At 49.1% G+C, this 19,494-nt stretch carries 14 protein-coding genes, 3 pseudogenes and 3 other annotated features; of the genes and pseudogenes, 8 read left to right on the plus strand and 9 right to left on the minus strand.

Going from position 1 to position 19,494, the window contains the following annotated elements; translation table 11 throughout:
- Nucleotides 1–172 precede the first annotated feature (172 nt).
- Both yhiX and yhiW read left to right on the plus strand, forming a co-directional pair.
- Nucleotides 173–997 (plus strand): DNA-binding transcriptional regulator GadX, encoded by an 825-nt coding sequence (gene yhiX, locus SF3595; protein NP_709339.1) that lies wholly within the window; start codon nucleotides 173–175, stop codon nucleotides 995–997.
- A gap of 367 nt (nucleotides 998–1,364) precedes the next feature.
- Nucleotides 1,365–2,093: an AraC family transcriptional regulator gene (yhiW, locus tag SF3596; RefSeq protein NP_709340.1), complete on the plus strand. Its 729-nt coding sequence runs from the start codon at nucleotides 1,365–1,367 to the stop codon at nucleotides 2,091–2,093.
- 362 nt (nucleotides 2,094–2,455) lie between these two features.
- Here the strand turns inward: yhiW and SF3597 are convergent.
- Together SF3597 and yhiU are read right to left on the minus strand one after the other, a co-directional pair.
- Nucleotides 2,456–5,569 (minus strand): annotated as a pseudogene (locus tag SF3597).
- A 24-nt stretch (nucleotides 5,570–5,593) separates the two neighbouring features.
- Nucleotides 5,594–5,890, minus strand: a sequence feature (Similar to Escherichia coli K12 membrane protein gi: 1789929 (386 aa). BLAST with identity of 99% in 85 aa. This CDS has been truncated. The sequence has been checked and is believed to be correct.).
- A pseudogene (yhiU, locus tag SF3599) lies at nucleotides 5,594–5,890 on the minus strand. (Overlaps the previous feature by 297 nt.)
- Before the next feature lie 165 nt (nucleotides 5,891–6,055).
- Nucleotides 6,056–6,823: a mobile genetic element, on the plus strand.
- Here yhiU and insA point away from each other — a divergent pair.
- On the plus strand, nucleotides 6,111–6,386 hold the full coding sequence (gene insA / locus SF3600) for an insertion element IS1 protein InsA (RefSeq protein NP_709343.1): 276 nt from the start codon (nucleotides 6,111–6,113) through the stop codon (nucleotides 6,384–6,386). (Overlaps the previous feature by 276 nt.)
- The gene (insB, locus tag SF3601; RefSeq protein NP_709344.1) at nucleotides 6,413–6,808 is read left to right on the plus strand and encodes an insertion element IS1 protein InsB; all 396 of its coding nucleotides are present in this window, start codon (nucleotides 6,413–6,415) and stop codon (nucleotides 6,806–6,808) included. Its footprint lies within the feature at nucleotides 6,056–6,823.
- Before the next feature lie 42 nt (nucleotides 6,824–6,865).
- Here the strand turns inward: insB and glyS are convergent.
- From glyS to SF3604, 3 genes are all read right to left on the minus strand, one after another.
- The gene (glyS, locus tag SF3602; protein NP_709345.1) at nucleotides 6,866–8,935 is read right to left on the minus strand and encodes a glycyl-tRNA synthetase subunit beta; all 2,070 of its coding nucleotides are present in this window, start codon (nucleotides 8,933–8,935) and stop codon (nucleotides 6,866–6,868) included.
- 9 nt (nucleotides 8,936–8,944) lie between these two features.
- On the minus strand, nucleotides 8,945–9,856 hold the full coding sequence (glyQ, locus tag SF3603) for a glycyl-tRNA synthetase subunit alpha (RefSeq protein ID NP_709346.1): 912 nt from the start codon (nucleotides 9,854–9,856) through the stop codon (nucleotides 8,945–8,947).
- Between the two features lie 94 nt (nucleotides 9,857–9,950).
- Nucleotides 9,951–10,250 carry a hypothetical protein gene (locus SF3604; RefSeq protein NP_709347.1) on the minus strand — a complete coding sequence of 100 codons (300 nt, stop codon included), beginning with the start codon at nucleotides 10,248–10,250 and terminating at the stop codon, nucleotides 9,951–9,953.
- A 174-nt stretch (nucleotides 10,251–10,424) separates the two neighbouring features.
- Here SF3604 and yiaH point away from each other — a divergent pair, with 174 nt between their 5' ends.
- Nucleotides 10,425–11,420: a hypothetical protein gene (gene yiaH / locus SF3605; RefSeq protein ID NP_709348.1), complete on the plus strand. Its 996-nt coding sequence runs from the start codon at nucleotides 10,425–10,427 to the stop codon at nucleotides 11,418–11,420.
- Nucleotides 11,421–11,461: 41 nt separating this feature from the next.
- Here the strand turns inward: yiaH and yiaA are convergent, their stop codons facing one another.
- The 4 genes and pseudogenes from yiaA to xylA form a co-directional block, all read right to left on the minus strand.
- Nucleotides 11,462–11,899: a hypothetical protein gene (gene yiaA, locus SF3606; RefSeq protein ID NP_709349.2), complete on the minus strand. Its 438-nt coding sequence runs from the start codon at nucleotides 11,897–11,899 to the stop codon at nucleotides 11,462–11,464.
- Between the two features lie 45 nt (nucleotides 11,900–11,944).
- A complete protein-coding gene (yiaB, locus tag SF3607; protein NP_709350.2) occupies nucleotides 11,945–12,286 on the minus strand; it encodes a hypothetical protein in 342 nt (113 codons plus the stop codon).
- A gap of 168 nt (nucleotides 12,287–12,454) precedes the next feature.
- Complete coding sequence (gene xylB / locus SF3608; RefSeq protein NP_709351.1) at nucleotides 12,455–13,909, minus strand: xylulokinase; 1,455 nt, start codon at nucleotides 13,907–13,909, stop codon at nucleotides 12,455–12,457.
- Between the two features lie 71 nt (nucleotides 13,910–13,980).
- Nucleotides 13,981–15,303 (minus strand) — a sequence feature (Similar to Escherichia coli K12 D-xylose isomerase gi: 1789988 (441 aa). BLAST with identity of 99% in 440 aa. This CDS contains an in-frame stop codon. The sequence has been checked and is believed to be correct.).
- Nucleotides 13,981–15,303 (minus strand): annotated as a pseudogene (gene xylA / locus SF3609). (Overlaps the previous feature by 1,323 nt.)
- A 365-nt stretch (nucleotides 15,304–15,668) precedes the next feature.
- Here xylA and xylF point away from each other — a divergent pair.
- The 3 genes from xylF (at nucleotide 15,669) to xylH (ending at nucleotide 19,439) form a co-directional block, all read left to right on the plus strand.
- On the plus strand, nucleotides 15,669–16,661 hold the full coding sequence (xylF, locus tag SF3610) for a D-xylose transporter subunit XylF (protein ID NP_709352.1): 993 nt from the start codon (nucleotides 15,669–15,671) through the stop codon (nucleotides 16,659–16,661).
- Between the two features lie 77 nt (nucleotides 16,662–16,738).
- Entirely contained in the window at nucleotides 16,739–18,280 is a 1,542-nt protein-coding gene (gene xylG, locus SF3611; protein NP_709353.1) for a xylose transporter ATP-binding subunit, read from the plus strand.
- On the plus strand, nucleotides 18,258–19,439 hold the full coding sequence (xylH, locus tag SF3612) for a xylose transporter membrane subunit (protein ID NP_709354.1): 1,182 nt from the start codon (nucleotides 18,258–18,260) through the stop codon (nucleotides 19,437–19,439). The genes xylG and xylH overlap by 23 nt, the downstream gene beginning before the upstream one ends.
- Nucleotides 19,440–19,494 lie beyond the last annotated feature (55 nt).

The raw sequence follows: 19,494 nt of genomic DNA on the forward strand, positions 1-19,494 counted from the left end.
GTTCTTAAACACGTTTTTGTATTATAAATCCAGTCATCCTGCCCGTAGAACATCACACATTATCATCCTGTTCTCCCGCTTCGTTTAAATTTATTTATCAATCAATTTGACTTAAGAGGGCGGCGTGCTACATTAATTAACAGTAATATGTTTATGTAATATTAAGTCAACTATGCAATCATTACATGGGAATTGTCTAATTGCGTACGCAAGACATAAATATATTCTCACCATGGTTAATGGTGAATATCGCTATTTTAATGGCGGTGACCTGGTTTTTGCGGATGCAAGCCAAATTCGAGTAGATAAGTGTGTTGAAAATTTTGTATTAGTATCAAGGGATACGCTTTCATTATTTCTGCCGATGCTCAAGGAGGAGGCATTAAATCTTCATGCACATAAAAAAATTTCTTCATTACTCGTTCATCACTGTAGCAGAGATATTCCTGTTTTTCAGGAAGTTGCGCAACTATCGCAGAATAAGAATCTTCGCTATGCAGAAATGCTACGTAAAAGAGCATTAATCTTTGCGTTGTTATCTGTTTTTCTTGAGGATGAGCACTTTATACCGCTGCTTTTGAACGTTTTGCAACCGAACATGCGAACACGAGTTTGTACGGTTATCAATAATAATATCGCCCATGAGTGGACACTAGCCCGAATCGCCAGCGAGCTGTTGATGAGTCCAAGCCTGTTAAAGAAAAAATTGCGCGAAGAAGAGACATCATATTCACAGTTGCTTACTGAGTGTAGAATGCAACGTGCTTTGCAACTTATTGTTATACATGGCTTTTCAATTAAGCGAGTCGCAGTGTCCTGTGGATATCACAGCGTGTCGTATTTCATTTACGTCTTTCGAAATTATTATGGGATGACGCCCACAGAGTATCAGGAGCGATCGGCGCAGGGATTGCCGAACCGTGACTCGGCGGCAAGTATTGTTGCGCAAGGGAATTTTTACGGCACTAACCGTTCTGCGGAAGGAATAAGATTATAGAGTTTTACTCAGACATAAAAAAAACCCGGCATAGGGGACCGGGAAGAGGATAGTCTGCCGTCTCCAGACTAATAAACCGTTATAACACTCCCTGTTGGCACGGGAAACTTTGTGCTCTCAGTAAGTTAAATATAACTTTTACAGGAAATAAGATCAGCCATTTTTTTATAAACATAAGCTATACGCTGTGCGAAAATATATTCGTGCTGCATTTACTTATTATCAATTAACTGTTATGCAAAACTACTTTGTGGATAAATTTTGGTCCTACCAAATCTGGCAGTTTTTGCGCTAAGAAACAGTCTGTCATCATTTCATTAGTATACTGAAATTGAAATAATCGCAGTATGAAATATAAGGGATAATCATGACTCATGTCTGCTCGGTGATCCTCATTCGTCGTTCATTCGATATTTATCATGAACAGCAAAAAATATCGCTGCATAACGAGAGTATCCTGCTGCTGGAGAAAAATTTGGCAGACGATTTTGCGTTTTGTTCACCGGATACGCGACGACTGGATATCGATGAGCTGACAGTTTGCCATTACTTACAAAATATTCGTCAGCTACCACGCAATTTAGGGTTACATAGCAAAGACCGTCTGTTAATTAACCAGTCACCCCCCATGCCGCTGGTGACGGCGATTTTTGATAGCTTCAATGAATCCGGGGTAAATTCACCGATACTGAGCAATATGCTCTACCTTTCCTGTTTATCGATGTTTTCTCATAAGAAAGAACTGATCCCCTTACTTTTCAATAGCATCAGCACTGTTTCAGGAAAAGTTGAACGCCTTATTAGCTTTGATATCGCCAAACGTTGGTATCTGCGCGATATCGCGGAAAGAATGTATACCAGCGAGAGTCTCATCAAAAAAAAGTTGCAGGATGAAAATACCTGTTTCAGTAAAATATTACTCGCTTCCAGGATGTCGATGGCCAGACGATTACTCGAGTTACGTCAAATTCCTCTGCATACTATTGCGGAAAAATGTGGCTATAGCAGTACGTCGTACTTTATAAACACATTTCGACAATATTATGGTGTAACGCCACATCAGTTTGCGCAACATTCGCCAGGTACCTTTTCCTGACATATTTTGCATTTGAATATTGGTCAGGATCTCACACCTGCTTCATGTGAAACTCTTCCCTGATGATTTCTGCCGGGCTACCGGCTAGTTCTCTTTCGCAGTTTGCCAGGCGGTATAGGTATTTTTAGGAGGAAAAGACTCGGCATGTTTGGGATTATTAAGCTGACAATTCATACGATTACGGGAATGTGGGTCAGTATTGTGTTGTTCAAATTGATGACGAATGGCTGGAGTGGTTTCTACTTTCAGTGCTGTGTACTAAGCCTGGTATTCCTGACGGTTAGCTGGTTGTTGAGTGGTGAATGGTTAGCAGGAAAGAGTAAGGCTGAACCTTCACGTTCAACCTTACTCTCATTTACACGTTACGCTTTTTTAAAGCGGGCAAAGAGATGTTCCACTACAACGAAAAAGACCGGAACGAAGTAAATTGCCAGCACTGTTGCGGCAAACATCCCGCCCATCACGCCGGTACCTACCGCGTTTTGCGCGCCAGAACCGGCACCATGACTGATAACCAGCGGCAGCACGCCGAGAATAAAGGCCAGAGAGGTCATCAGGATTGGGCGTAAACGCATCCGCGCCGCTTCGATGATTGCCTCTATCGGCGTTTTCCCTTCTTTCTGCATCATCTCAACGGCAAATTCGACAATCAGGATGGCGTTCTTGGCGGAAAGCCCGATGGTGGTCAGCAAACCAACCTGGAAGTAGACGTCATTACTTAAGCCGCGCAGATCGGTGGCCAGTAATGCGCCAACGACGCCTAACGGAACAACCAACATCACCGAGAACGGAATTGACCAGCTCTCATAGAGTGCGGCGAGGGCGAGGAACACCACGACCAGTGAAATGGCATACAGTGCAGGAGCCTGGTTTGAGGATAACGCTTCCTGATACGACAGTCCGGTCCATGAGTAGCCGACGCCTGCCGGAAGTTTAGCGACCAGGTCTGCCATAAATTTCATAGCGTCACCGGTACTTTTCCCGGCCGCCGCTTCACCTAAAATCTCCATTGACGGGATGCCGTTGTAGCGTTCCAATCGCGGTGAACCATAGGTCCATTCGGTAGACGAGTAGGCAGAAAGCGGTGCCATCGTGCCAGAGGCGTTGCGTACATACCATTGGTTGATGTTATCCGGCAACATACGGAACGGCGTGCCTGCCTGGACATACACTTTTTTCACCCGCCCCTGGTTGAGGAAGTCGTTCACGTAGCTGCTGCCGAAGGCGGTGGAAATTGTCTGGTTGATATCAGACAGCGCCACACCCATTGCCTCAGCTTTCGCGGCGTTGACGTTCACTTTGAACATCGGCGTATCTTCCAGGCCGTTCGGGCGTACCCCGGTGACCTGGTCAGGCGATTGCGCTGCCAGTGATAACAGCTCGTTTCGTGCCTAGGTTAGTTTTTCGTGCCCCAGGTTACCGTTGTCCAGCAGTTCCATATCAAAACCTGACGCGGTACCCAGTTCAGCCACCGCGGGTAAGTTGAACGGGAAGACGACGGCTTTATTGATACTGCTTAACGCAATCATTGCCCGCTGAATGATCGCGGTAACCGAGTTTTCCTCACCGACACGTTCAGACCACGGCTTGAGACTGATAAACGCCAGGCCGTTGTTTTGCCCCTGGCCGCTGAAGCCAAAGCCGCCAACGGTAAACACCGACTGAACATTATCTTTCTCTTTTGTAAGATAATAATCCGTCACCTGTTGCAGTACTTTCGTGGTGTTAACCATGGTGGCACCGGAAGGTAACTGCGCGGTGGTCATAAATACCCCCTGATCCTCTTCTGGTAAGAAAGAGGTCGGTGTACGCAGGAACAGCACCGCCATCCCGGCGCAAATCAGCAGGTAGACCACCATGTAGCGACCGGTACAACGCAACAGCGAGCGGGTGCTATCGGTATAGTGCTGAGTTGATTTTTCAAACAGCGTGTTGAAGCGTGCGAACAGGGCGTTAGGTTTGTGACCGCCTTCCGGCGTGGCTTTCAGAATGGTGGCGCACAGGGCAGGGGTCAGGCTCATTGCCACAAATACTGAAAGCCGCATGGAGGAGATCAGCGTGATGGAGAACTGGCGGTAGATCTCCCCGGTTGCACCGCTCATAAAGGCCATCGGCATAAACACTGCAGAAAGAACAACGGCAATCCCGACCAGCGCACGTTGGATCTGCCCCATCGATTTATGCGTCGCTTCCTTCGGCGGTAGCTTATCTTCCGCAATGACACGCTCGACGTTCTCCACCACCACGATGGCGTCATCCACCAGTAACCCTATCGCCAGCACCATCCCGAACATAGTCAACGTGTTGATGGTGAAACCGACCGCCGACAAGATCGCAAACGTCCCGAGAATAACCACCGGTACGGCAATTGTCGGGATGATGGTGGCACGGAAATTCTGCAAAAACAGATAAATGACCAGGAAGACGAGGATGATAGCCTCAACCAGTGTTTTGAAAACTTCCTGAATAGAAATTTCGATAAACGGCGTGGTGTCGTAAGGATAAACCGTCTTCAGACTTGCGGGGAAATAGGCTGATAAGCGGTTCAGCTCCTCTTTGACTGCCCGCGAGGTATCCAGGGCGTTTGCTCCGGCAGCCAGTTTGATGGCGATCCCGGCAGCAGGTTTGCCGTTATAGCGCGCCACGGTGGAATAATCTTCCGCCCCAAGTTCGACGCGGGCGACATCACGCAGCAGCACTTGCGAACCATCTTGCTGAACTTTCAACAGGATTTTGCCAAATTCTTCCGGCGTTTGCAGACGCGTCTGCACAATGATCGAGGCGTTTAGTTGCTGGTCTGCCGCCTGTGGCATGCCACCCAGTTGACCACCAGAAATCTGGTTGTTTTGCACCTTAATCTGGGAAATAACATCGGAAGGTACCAGGTTATATTTATTGAGTTTTTGCGGGTCCAGCCAGATACGCATGGCGTACTCGGAACCAAAGAGCTGTACGCTACCAACGCCCGCGGTACGGCTTAGCGGGTCTTTGATATTAGACGCTACATAGTCCGCGATATCGTACTGGTTGAGGCTGCCGTTATCAGAAATAAACGCCGCTACCATCAGGATATTACTGCTCGACTTATCGACGCTAATCCCCTGTTGCTGCACCGCTTCAGGTAATGAAGGCATAGCGAGTTGCAGTTTATTTTGCACCTGAACCTGTGCGATATCAGGAGATGCCCCAGTCTCGAAGGTCAGAGTGATAGAGGCATTACCCGCCGCATCACTGGTTGAAGACATGTACATCAGGCCATCAAGCCCATTCATATTTTGCTCAATCACCTGAGTGACCGAGTCTTCTACCGTTTGCGCATCGGCACCCGGATAGGTAGCGCTGACGGTAATGGTCGGTGGCGCAATCTGCGGATACTGCGCAACCGGTAAGTTCATGATCGCCAGACCACCTGCAAGCATCATAATAATGGCAAGTACCCAGGCAAAAACCGGGCGATCAATAAAATAGTTAGCCATGAAAGTCCCCTTAAGCCTGCAACGTTATTGTTTCGATTCGGTGCTGGCGTTTTCCTGGCTGGAGGAAATTGCTCGTGCTTTGATACCCGGACGAATGCGTTGCAAACCGGAAACGATCACCCGATCGCCAGCCTGCAAGCCAGAGGTGACAACCCACTGGTCGCCGATGGCTTTGCTGGCTTCAATTTCGCGTAGCTGCACGACATCGTCTTTATCCAGAATGAGCGCCGTTGCTTTACCCTGGGCGTTGTGGGTGACGCCTTCCTGCGGCACCAGTAATATAAAGCGCGCAAAATTATTCAAGATATTTTTGAAAATCATTCAAGATAGGCTATCGCGTGTGATAGCAAAAACATTCAAGATAAAAATGCTTGATTATTAAGCAATCAGGAATGGGAGTATTAAGTTTCGTGTTTCCAGTAAAACCAGAGAGTATTGAAATAGCTATCACCTAACTTTATCAGGCGATAGCTGGTAGATGATGTAGGTAATGCTGCCAACTTACTGATTTAGTGTATGATGGTGATTTTAAGGTGCTTGCGTGGCTTCCATTTCCATCAGATGTCCTTCCTGCTCCGCTACTGAAGGCGTGGTGCGTAACGGCAAAAGCACTGCCGGACATCAGCGCTATCTCTGCTCTCATTGCCGTAAAACATGGCAACTACAGTTCACTTACACCGCCTCTCAGCCCGGTACGCACCAGAAAATCATTGATATGGCCATGAATGGCGTCGGATGTCGTGCCAGTGCACGCATTATGGGCGTTGGCCTCAACACGGTTTTACGTCACTTAAAAAACTCAGGCCGCAGTCGGTAACCTCGCGCATACAACCGGGCAGTGATGTGATTGTCTGCGCTGAAATGGACGAACATTGGGGCTACGTCGGTGCTAAATCACGTCAGCGCTGGCTGTTTTACGCGTATGACAGGATACGGAGGACGGTTGTGGCGCACGTCTTCGGTGAACGCACTCTGGCCACACTGGAGCGTCTTCTGAGCCTGCTGTCGGCCTTTGAGGTCGTGGTATGGATGACGGATGGCTGGCCGCTGTATGAATCACGCCTGAAGGGAAAGCTGCACGTTATCAGCAAGCGTTACACTCAGCGCATTGAGCGACATAATCTGAATCTGAGACAACATCTGGCAAGGCTGGGACGGAAGTCACTGTCGTTCTCAAAATCGGTGGAGCTGCATGACAAGGTCATCGGGCATTATCTGAACATAAAACACTATCAGTAAGTTGGAGTCATTACCAAAAAAGCCTGCCAGATGGCAGGCTTTTTAATAACGGCGTTATTACTGCAACAGCGAAATATCCGCAACGCGCAGGAACAGTTCGCGCAGTTTCTCCAGCATGGTCAGACGGTTGAGACGCAATTCTTTGTCATCAACCATGACCATCACTTTATCGAAGAAAGCATCAACCGGCTCACGCAGCTCTGCCAGTTCGACCAGCGCATCCTGGTAACGACCTTCCGCAAAGTACGGCTCCAGCTTGTCACGTAGCACCACAACCTGCATCGCCAGTTTAATTTCTTCCGGCTCTTTCAGGGTAGAGGCATTCACGCGATCGCTCAGCACTTCGTCAGATTTCGCCAGGATGTTAGATACACGTTTGTTCGCCGCCGCCAGTGCTGCAGCTGCTTCCAGGGTACGGAAGTGCGATACCGCTTTCATGCGGGCATCGAAATCAGCCGGACGAGTCGGACGACGCGCCAGTACCGCCTGGATGGTGTCAACGGTATAACCTTCGTCCTGATACCAGGCGCGGAAGCGACCGAGCATAAAGTCGATAACATCATCAACTACGTTGGCATTAGTCAGCTTATCGCCATACAGACGCACCGCTTCTTCGGTCAGCGTTTGCAGATCAAGGTTGAGGTTCTTCTCAACGATAATTCGCAGCACGCCAAGTGCGGCACGACGCAGCGCAAACGGGTCTTTGTCGCCTTTCGGATGCTGACCGATACCGAAGATACCCGCCAGAGTATCCATCTTATCAGCAATCGCCAGCGCACAAGCTACCGGGTTGGACGGCAGGTCATCACCGGCAAAGCGCGGCTGATACTGCTCATTCAGCGCGACGGCTACGTCTTCCGCTTCGCCATCGTGACGCGCGTAGTGCATCCCCATAACGCCTTGGGTGTCGGTGAACTCGAAGACCATGTTGGTCATCAGGTCACACTTAGACAGCAGGCCCGCACGGGTTGCGTGGTTAACGTCAGCGCCAATCTGTTCGGCGATCCAGCCAGCCAGCGCCTGGATGCGGTCAGTCTTGTCACGCAGCGTACCCAGCTGTTGCTGGAACAGCACGGTTTGCAGGCGCGGCAGGTTATCTTCCAGACGTTTTTTGCGGTCGGTGTTGAAGAAGAACTCGGCATCCGCCAGACGTGGACGAACGACTTTCTCGTTACCAGAGATAATTTGCTGCGGATCTTTCGATTCGATGTTGGCAACGAAGATAAAGTTCGGCAGCAGTTTGCCGTCGTTCGCATACACCGGGAAGTACTTCTGGTCACCTTTCATGGTGTAAACCAGGGCTTCAGCCGGCACCGCGAGGAATTTCTCTTCGAATTTTGCGGTCAGAACGACCGGCCACTCCACCAGCGAAGCCACTTCTTCCAGCAGGCTTTCGCTTAAGTCAGCGTTACCGCCAATCTTACGCGCTGCTTCTTCGGCATCGGCTTTAATCTTCGCTTTACGTTCTTCGTAATCGGCGATGACTTTCCCGCGCTCACGCAGAATTTCCGGATACTGATCGGCGTTGTCGATGGTGAATTCCGGTTCGCCCATAAAGCGGTGGCCGCGAATCACGCGATCGGACTGAATGCCCAGAATGGTTGCCGGAATGACTTTGTCGCCCAGCAGCAGGGTCACGGTGTGCACCGGACGCACGAAGTGCACGTCGCTTGCACCCCAGCGCATCAGTTTCGGGATCGGCAGTTTCGCCAGCGAAGTCGCAACCATATTCGGCAGCAGTGCTTCGGTGCTTTCGCCCTTCACATGGGCGCGATACAGCAGCCATTCGCCTTTATCGGTAGTCAGACGCTCAGCCTGGTCAACGGTAATACCACAACCACGCGCCCAACCTTCTGCCGCTTTGCTCGGTTTTCCTTCAGCGTCGAACGCCTGGGCAATCGCCGGGCCGCGTTTTTCGATTTCACGATCTGGTTGTGCTTCCGCCAGGTTAGCTACTTTCAGCGCCAGACGACGCGGAGCAGCAAACCATTGAACGGTGCCGTGTGCGAGGCCTGCGTTATCCAGCTCCGCAGTAAAGTTCGCAGCAAAGGACTCTGCCAGGCTGCGCAGTGCTTTTGGTGGCAGCTCTTCAGTGCCGATTTCCACCAGAAAAGTTTTCTCAGACATAGCCGCCTCTTACTTATCTTTGTTGCACATCGGGAAGCCGAGGGCTTCACGGGAAGCGTAATATGCTTCTGCCACTGCTTTGGTCAGGGTGCGAATGCGCAGAATGTAGCGCTGACGCTCGGTGACGGAGATGGCTTTACGCGCATCCAGCAGGTTGAAGCTGTGGGCGGCTTTCAGAATACGCTCGTAGGCTGGCAGCGGCAGCGGATTTTCCAGCGCCAGCAGCTGCTGCGCTTCTTTCTCGTACTGCTCAAAGCAGGTGAACAGGAAGTCCACATCCGCGTATTCGAAGTTGTAAGTGGACTGCTCCACTTCGTTCTGATGGAACACGTCGCCGTAGGTGGTTTTACCCAGCGGGCCGTCGCTCCAGACTAGGTCGTAAACGCTGTCTACGCCCTGAATGTACATGGCCAGACGTTCCAGACCGTAGGTGATCTCGCCGGTAACCGGTTTACACTCCAGACCACCAACCTGCTGGAAGTAAGTGAACTGCGTCACTTCCATGCCGTTTAGCCACACTTCCCAGCCCAGTCCCCAGGCCCCCAGAGTCGGGTTTTCCCAGTTATCTTCCACGAAACGGATGTCGTGAATAGTCGGGTCCATGCCCAGCTCTTTCAGAGAACCGAGGTACAGCTCCTGAATATTGTCCGGCGATGGCTTAATGACCACCTGGAACTGATAGTAGTGCTGTAAACGGTTGGGGTTTTCGCCGTAGCGACCATCGGTCGGGCGACGAGAAGGCTGAACATAAGCAGCCGCCATCGGTTCTGGCCCCAGCGCGCGCAGACAGGTCATTGGGTGAGAGGTTCCCGCGCCGACTTCCATGTCCAATGGTTGAACAATGGTGCAGCCCTGGCGAGCCCAGTAATCCTGTAAGGTCAGGATCAAGCCCTGGAAGGTCCTGGTATCAAACTTTTGCATATTATTTCGTGCTGGATACGTGTGGATTTAAAGGAAGGGATCAGTATACCCGCTGGATGGAAGATATACAGTACGAAACGGGAAAAAGCAGGGCTTAACGCATGGAAAGATGCAAAAAATGGCCATCTGCGTCAAAAGAACAGACAAACTGCTCTTTACGGAAGGTATAACCGCGCATTTCATAGCTTCCCTGGAACTGTTCGAAGGCGGTGACGTCGATTTTTTGCTCGCCGGTGTTATAACGTTTTGCCGCCTGATCCTTGCATAACGCTTCCATATTCAACGAACGCAGAGGATCAACCCTTACCCGTTGTGCTTTCTGCACGGGTGACGGTGTAGAACAACCCACTAGCACCATAAGCGCCATTGCCGGAAAGAAAGCGTTCATCATCATTAAATTACCGTCTGGTTTGCAGGTGAGTCTTATTATTTATATCGGTATAGTGGCTGATATCTTACGAATTTCCTTAAGCCTCTATAGGCTGTAGTGATAAAACTCAGATTATTCCAGTGCGCCAACCAAATGATTTATCGGTCAGACTTTTTTTAACCAGATACAGAGACACAGATGCAGCCCAAAATTTACTGGATTGATAACCTGCGAGGGATAGCGTGTTTAATGGTGGTGATGATTCACACCACTACCTGGTATGTGACCAATGCTCATAGTGTTAGCCCCGTCACATGGGATATCGCCAATGTTCTGAATTCTGCCTCTCGTGTCAGCGTGCCGCTATTTTTCATGATTTCCGGCTATCTCTTTTTTGGCGAACGCAGCGCCCAGCCGCGCCATTTCTTGCGTATCGGCTTATGTCTGATTTTTTATAGCGCAATCGCACTGCTCTACATTGCGCTGTTTACCTCCATCAATATGGAGTTAGCGCTGAAAAACCTGCTGCAAAAGCCAGTGTTTTACCACTTGTGGTTTTTCTTCGCGATTGCGGTGATTTATCTGGTTTCACCGCTGATTCAGGTGAAGAACGTCGGCGGAAAAATGTTGCTGGTGCTAATGGTGGTGATTGGCATTATCGCTAACCCAAACACAGTGCCGCAGAAAATTGACGGTTTTGAATGGCTGCCAATTAACTTATATATCAATGGCGATACTTTTTACTACATTCTGTATGGCATGTTGGGCCGCGCTATAGGGATGATGGACACACAGCATAAAGCACTGTCGTGGGTGAGCGCCGCGCTGTTTGCGACGGGGGTTTTTATTATCTCTCGCGGGACATTATATGAATTGCAGTGGCGCGGAAATTTTGCCGATACCTGGTATCTTTACTGTGGGCCGATGGTTTTTATCTGCGCAATCGCGCTATTGACTCTGGTTAAAAACACGCTGGATACGCGTACCATTCGCGGACTTGGCTTAATCTCCCGCCATTCATTGGGTATATACGGATTCCACGCCTTGATTATCCATGCGCTGCGCACCCGGGGAATTGAGCTTAAAAATTGGCCAATACTGGATATTATTTGGATCTTTTGCGCGACGTTGGCAGCGAGTTTGTTACTTTCTATGCTGGTACAACGAATCGACAGAAACAGATTAGTGAGTTAAGTAAAAGCCCGTTCACATTGGACTGACCGGGCTTACGTGAATTATTCGCTGTATTCTTCCTGGGTAACCTGTGTTTCTTTTGGCGGGTTTATTCCGGCATCACGAATATTCTTCTGCACTGCTACTGCACCAAACAAGCTTAAGAAGAAAGCCAGTCCATAAAAACCTTTTTCACTGAGTAATAATGTCGCATTCCACAGACCTACCATCAGTAGAGCAACAGAGATAATAAAGACAGTCAGGCAGGTCATATAATAAATGGAAGTGGTCGGTATGCCTTCATACTTGTCCCGAACGGTCTTTTGATAAGACGCAGCAGAAAACAGTCCTAACACCAGTACGGCAAAATAATACCCTTTTTCATTTAACTGCATCTCTGCATTCCATAGCCCTAACAGGTAGGTAACGATACCACCAACGAGAGCTATCCATGACACAATACTAAAGGCCGGTGAATAGGTTGATATTTTGTTGTCCATCACAGTATTCCTTTCATTCCTGAATGTGTAAGAGCTTTATGTTGCTCATACCGAGCGAAACAAACGCATTTGACCAAACAAGCAGACAAAAAAGGCGATGGGGTAGATCACCATTTCATAAGCATTGATAGGTGCATTTAAAACACCGATAAACAAGAGACCGATAGTGATTAACGCAACTAACTGGCAGATATGGGTAAAAAAATTATCCAGTTGCCCGAGTTTTTCTGCGCGAAGATATGCATAGTTACCAAAAGTTGCTGTCATTAACACGCCAAGAAAATAGCCTTTTCCACTTAGCAATGGGCATGAGATCCATAGCCCAACCAGATAAACCAGCGCCCCGACAACAAATAATAGTTTTGCCACAGTTTTTGAGGTTTTCATAACGATCTCCATATCTACCAGCGATACATTACGAGTAACCAACGAAAGACAAAACTGAAAAATGCCATTAACAAATGATTTTCAGAATAAATTCATACTAAATATTAATTAATTAGTGAGATATATAGATGTGAATTATCCCCCACCCGGTCAGGCAGGGGATAACGTTTACGCCATTAATGGCAGAAGTTGCTGATAGAGGCGACGGAACGTTTCACGTCGTGGCTGATAAGCGGCATAACGCTGCGCATCTGGTAGATGCGACTGTTCTAACGGTAGCTGCGGCAACAACTCAATGAGCGATTTCTCTGGATTCGCCGCAATCTGCGCCAGCCTTGCTGCGCCCAGTGCTGGCCCCACATCCCCCCCCGTACGGTAATCGAGCTGCTGACCGCTGATATCCGCCAGCATCTGACGCCAGTACTCACTACGCGCCCCGCCACCAATCAACGTAACACTTTGCGGTTTAATGCCGCAGGCATGCACGACATCCATGCCATCTGCCAGCGCATAACCCACGCCTTCCAGCACTGCTCGCGCCAGTTCATTGGGGCCATGTTGATGAGTCAAACCAAAGAAAACCCCCTTCGCCTGGGGATTATTGTGTGGTGTACGCTCGCCGGAAAGATAAGGCAGAAACCAAACTGGCTCGGCACTTTCATCAGCCTGTTGAGCTGCAGCGATTAAAGCTGGGACATTGCACAGGCCGGTTAATTTCGCGGCCCAATCCAGACACGATGCTGCACTCAGCATTACAGACATTAAATGCCAACGCTGCGGTAGCGCATGGCAAAAGCTGTGTACAGCGCTTTCTGGCTTGCTTAAGAACCCTTCGCTGACAGCAAAATAGACCCCCGACGTCCCCAGCGATAACATTGCCTGATTAGCATCAACCATTCCCACACCAACTGCACCAGCTGCATTGTCGCCACCGCCTGCGACAACTGGCACCGTCGCCATACCCCACGCTTTCGCAACTTCAGGTAACAAAGCACCAGTAATTTCGCTGCCTTCGTATAATGCGGGCATCTGGTCACGAGATAAGTCGCAAGCCTGCAGCATGACGTCACTCCAGTCACGCTTTGCGACATCCAGCCACATGGTGCCAGCTGCGTCAGACATATCGCTGGCAAACTCCCCCGTCATACGCAGACGCAAGTAATCTTTCGGTAATAATACTTTGTCGATTTGACGGAATATCTCCGGCTCATGCCGCTGAACCCATAGCAATTTAGGCGCAGTAAATCCGGGCATCATCAGGTTGCCGGTAATCACTCGTGATTGCGGAACTCTCGCTTCCAGCAAAGTGCACTCTTGCGCACAGCGCCCGTCGTTCCACAAAATGGCAGGGCGCAATACCCGTTGTTGAGCATCCAGTAAGGTTGCTCCATGCATCTGGCCGGCAATACCCAATGCTTTAACGTCCTGCAGAGAATGCTGATCGCCCAGAGCTTTCATTGCGCGATCAGTTGCCTGCCACCACTGTTCCGGGTCTTGTTCCGACCAAAGTGGATGCGGGCGCGAAACGGTCAGCTTTTCCGTTTGCGAAGCAACCACCTCACCCTGCTCGTTGAGCAAAATAACTTTTACGCCCGAGGTGCCAAGATCTATCCCGATATACATATCGATCGTTCCTTAAAAAAATGCCCGGTATCGCTACCGATAACCGGGCCAACGGACTGCACAGTTAGCCGTTATTTGTCGAACAGATAATGATTTACCAGATTTTCCAGTTGCTCCTGGCGACCACTCTGATGCACCGGAGACAAATTATGTTCCTGAGCATATTTGGCTAAATCTGCCAGTGACATTTGGCCTTTCAGGATTTGCTGGCCCAATTCGCTATTCCAGCCGGAATAACGCTGCGCGATGCGTTTATCCAGCTCGCCATCTTCAATCATGCGCGCTGCAATTTTCAGCGCCAGTGCCATCGTATCCATCGCGCCGATATGACCGTAAAACAGATCATATTTATCAGTACTTTGACGACGTACTTTGGCATCGAAGTTCAGACCACCGGTGGTGAAACCGCCTGCTTTGAGAATTTCATACATCACCAGCGCATTCTCTTCCACACTGTTCGGGAACTGGTCGGTGTCCCAGCCCAGTTGCGCATCGCCACGGTTGGCGTCGACAGAACCGAACAGGCCAAGCGCAATGGCGGTGGCTATTTCATGATGGAAAGAGTGACCTGCCAGCGTCGCGTGGTTAGCTTCAATGTTCAGTTTAATCTCTTTTTCCAGACCAAACTGTTTCAGGAAGCCATAGACCGTCGCGGCATCGTAATCATATTGATGTTTAGTCGGTTCTTGCGGTTTCGGTTCGATAAGCAACGTGCCCTAGAAGCCGATTTTATGTTTATGCTCAACCACCATCTGCATAAAGCGGCCCAGTTGTTCACGCTCCTGACGCAAGTCGGTATTTAACAGCGTTTCGTAACCTTCACGACCACCCCACAGGACATAGTTTTCACCGCCCAATTTATGGGTTGCTTCCATCGCTGTAACAACTTGCGTTGCCGCCCAGCTGAAGACTTCAGGATCTGGGTTCGTCGCCGCACCCGCGCCATAGCGAGGGTTTGTAAAGCAGTTAGCGGTTCCCCACAGCAGCTTCACGCCGCTCTCTTCTTGCTTGGCTGCCAGGACATCAACCATTTGCGCAAAATTATTGATGTACTCTTTTAACGACGCGCCCTCAGGGGAAACATCCACATCGTGGAAGCAATAAAATGGCACATGTAACTTGTGGAAAAACTCAAATGCGACATCTGCTTTACGCTTCGCCAACGCCAGTGCCTCACCAGGCTGCTGCCACGGACGATTAAACGCCCCCACACCAAACATGTCCGCCCCGTTCCAGCAGAAGGTGTGCCAGTAGCAGGCGGCAAAACGCAAGTGCTCTTCCATACGCTTACCCAACACCAGTTCGTCGGGATTGTAGTGACGGAATGCTAACGGGTTTGAGGATTTTGAGCCTTCATAACGAACGCGATCGAGCTGGTCAAAATAGGCTTGCATATTGAACTCCATAATCAGGTAATGCCGCGGGTGATGGATGATGTCGTAATATTGGGCACTCCCTTTCAATTGCTCAATTATGTTATTTCACACTGCTATTGAGATAATTCACAAGTGTGCGCTCGCTCGCAAAATAAAATGGGATGATGAAAATGGGTAATTCCTCGAAGATAAAAATGCAATAAGTACAATTGCGCAACAAAAGTAAGATCTCGGTCATAAATCAAGAAATAAACCAAAAATCGTAATCGAAAGATAAAAATCTGTAATTGTTTTCCCCTGTTTAGTTGCTAAAAATTGGTTACGTTTATCGCGGTGATTGTTACTTATTAAAGCTGTCCTCTAACTACAGAAGGCCCTACACCATGAAAATAAAGAACATTCTACTCACCCTTTGCACCTCACTTCTGCTTACCAACGTTGCGGCACACGCCAAAGAAGTCAAAATAGGTATGGCGATTGATGATCTCCGTCTTGAACGCTGGCAAAAAGATCGAGATATTTTTGTGAAAAAGGCAGAATCTCTCGGTGCGAAAGTATTTGTACAGTCTGCAAATGGCAATGAAGAAACACAAATGTCGCAGATTGAAAACATGATTAACCGGGGTGTCGATGTTCTTGTCATTATTCCGTATAACGGTCAGGTATTAAGTAACGTTGTAAAAAAAGCCAAACAAGAAGGTATTAAAGTATTAGCTTACGACCGTATGATTAACGATGCGGATATCGATTTTTATATTTCTTTCGATAACGAAAAAGTCGGTGAACTGCAGGCAAAAGCCTTGGTCGATATTGTTCCGCAAGGTAATTACTTCCTGATGGGCGGCTCGCCGGTAGATAACAACGCCAAGCTGTTCCGCGCCGGACAAATGAAAGTGTTAAAACCTTACGTTGATTCTGGAAAAATTAAAGTCGTTGGTGACCAATGGGTTGATGGCTGGTTACCGGAAAACGCATTGAAAATTATGGAAAACGCGCTAACCGCCAATAATAACAAAATTGATGCTGTAGTTGCCTCAAACGATGCCACCGCAGGTGGGGCAATTCAGGCATTAAGCGCGCAAGGTTTATCAGGGAAAGTAGCAATTTCCGGCCAGGATGCGGATCTCGCAGGTATTAAACGTATTGCTGCCGGTACGCAAACTATGACGGTGTATAAACCTATTACATTGCTGGCAAATACTGCCGCAGAAATTGCCGTTGAATTGGGCAATGGCCAGGAGCCAAAAGCAGATACCTCACTGAATAATGGCCTGAAAGATGTCCCCTCCCGCCTCCTGACACCGATCGATGTGAATAAAAACAACATCAAAGATACGGTAATTAAAGACGGATTCCACAAAGAGAGCGAGCTGTAAGCGTTACGCCCCGGCGCGGAGCGGGGGCGTGATTTCTCTCCATGCCGCGTGAATGAATTGGCTTAGGTGGAGTCGTTATGCCTTATCTACTTGAAATGAAGAACATTACCAAAACCTTCGGCAGTGTGAAGGCGATTGATAACGTCAGCTTGCGGTTGAATGCTGGCGAAATCGTCTCACTCTGTGGGGAAAATGGGTCTGGTAAATCAACGCTGATGAAAGTGCTGTGTGGTATTTATCCCCATGGCTCCTACGAAGGCGAAATTATTTTTGCGGGAGAAGAGATTCAGGCGAGTCACATCCGCGATACCGAACGCAAAGGTATCGCCATCATTCACCAGGAATTGGCCCTGGTGAAAGAATTGACCGTGCTGGAAAATATCTTCCTGGGTAACGAAATAACCCACAATGGCATTATGGATTATGACCTGATGACGCTACGCTATCAGAAGCTGCTCGCACAGGTCAGTTTATCCATTTCACCTGATACCCGCGTTGGCGATTTAGGGCTTGGGCAACAACAACTGGTTGAAATTGCCAAGGCACTTAATAAACAGGTGCGCTTGTTAATTCTCGATGAACCGACAGCCTCATTAACTGAGCAGGAAACGTCGGTTTTACTGGATATTATTCGCGATCTACAACAGCACGGTATCGCCTGTATTTATATTTCGCACAAACTCAACGAAGTCAAAGCGATTTCCGATACGATTTGCGTTATTCGCGACGGACAGCACATTGGTACGCGTGATGCTGCCGGAATGAGTGAAGACGATATTATCACCATGATGGTCGAGCGAGAGTTAACCGCGATTTACCCTAATGAACCACATACCACCGGAGATGAAATATTACGTATTGAACATCTGACGGCATGGCATCCGGTCAATCGTCATATTAAACGAGTTAATGATGTCTCGTTTTCCCTGAAACGTGGCGAAATACTGGGTATTGCCGGACTCGTTGGTGCCGGACGTACCGAGACCATTCAGTGCCTGTTTGGCGTGTGGCCCGGACAATGGGAAGGAAAAATTTATATTGATGGCAAACAGGTAGATATTCGTAACTGTCAGCAAGCCATCACCCAGGGGATTGCGATGGTACCCGAAGACAGAAAGCGCGACGGCATCGTTCCGGTAATGGCGGTTGGTAAAAATATTACCCTCGCCGCACTCAATAAATTTACCGGTGGCATTAGCCAGCTTGATGACGCGGCAGAGCAAAAATGTATTCTGGAATCAATTCAGCAACTCAAAGTTAAAACGTCGTCCCCCGACCTTGCTATTGGACGTTTGAGCGGCGGCAATCAGCAAAAAGCGATCCTCGCCCGCTGTCTGTTACTTAACCCGCGCATCCTCATTCTTGATGAACCTACCAGGGGTATTGATATTGGCGCGAAATATGAGATCTACAAATTAATTAACCAACTCGTCCAGCAGGGTATTGCCGTTATTGTCATCTCTTCCGAATTACCTGAAGTGCTCGGCCTTAGCGATCGTGTACTGGTGATGCATGAAGGGAAACTAAAAGCCAACCTGATAAATCATAACCTGACTCAGGAGCAGGTGATGGAAGCCGCATTGAGGAGCGAACATCATGTCGAAAAGCAATCCGTCTGAAGTGAAATTGGCCGTACCGACATCCGGTGGCTTTTCTGGGCTGAAATCACTGAATTTGCAGGTCTTCGTGATGATTGCAGCTATCATCGCAATCATGCTGTTCTTTACCTGGACCACCGATGGTGCCTACTTAAGCGCCCGTAACGTCTCCAACCTGTTACGCCAGACCGCGATTACCGGCATCCTCGCGGTAGGAATGGTGTTCGTCATAATTTCTGCTGAAATCGACCTTTCCGTCGGCTCAATGATGGGGCTATTAGGTGGCGTCGCGGCGATTTGTGACGTCTGGTTAGGCTGGCCTTTGCCACTTACCATCATTGTGACGTTGGTTCTGGGACTGCTTCTCGGTGCCTGGAACGGATGGTGGGTCGCGTACCGCAAAGTCCCTTCATTTATTGTCACCCTCGCGGGCATGTTGGCATTTCGCGGCATACTCATTGGCATCACCAACGGCACGACTGTATCCCCCACCAGCGCCGCGATGTCACAAATTGGGCAAAGCTATCTCCCCGCCAGTACCGGCTTCATCATTGGCGCGCTTGGCTTAATGGCTTTTGTTGGTTGGCAATGGCGCGGAAGAATGCGCCGTCAGGCTTTGGGTTTACAGTCTCCGGCCTCTACCGCAGTAGTCGGTCGCCAAGCTTTAACCGCTATCATCGTATTAGGCGCAATCTGGCTGTTGAATGATTACCGTGGCGTTCCCACTCCTGTTCTGCTGCTGACGTTGCTGTTACTCGGCGGAATGTTTATGGCAACGCGGACGGCATTTGGACGACGCATTTATGCCATCGGCGGCAATCTGGAAGCAGCACGTCTCTCCGGGATTAACGTTGAACGCACCAAACTTGCCGTGTTCGCGATTAACGGATTAATGGTAGCCATCGCCGGATTAATCCTTAGTTCTCGACTTGGCGCTGGTTCACCTTCTGCGGGAAATATCGCCGAACTGGACGCAATTGCAGCATGCGTGATTGGCGGCACCAGCCTGGCTGGCGGTGTGGGAAGCGTTGCCGGAGCAGTAATGGGGGCATTTATCATGGCTTCACTGGATAACGGCATGAGTATGATGGATGTACCGACCTTCTGGCAGTATATCGTTAAAGGTGCGATTCTGTTGCTGGCAGTATGGATGGACTCCGCAACCAAACGCCGTTCTTGATTTTGATAAAAATTTTCTCAAAGCCGGTTACGTATTACCGGTTTTGAGTTTTTGC

This window comes from Shigella flexneri 2a str. 301 (assembly GCF_000006925.2).
Taxonomy (GTDB): domain Bacteria; phylum Pseudomonadota; class Gammaproteobacteria; order Enterobacterales; family Enterobacteriaceae; genus ECMA0423.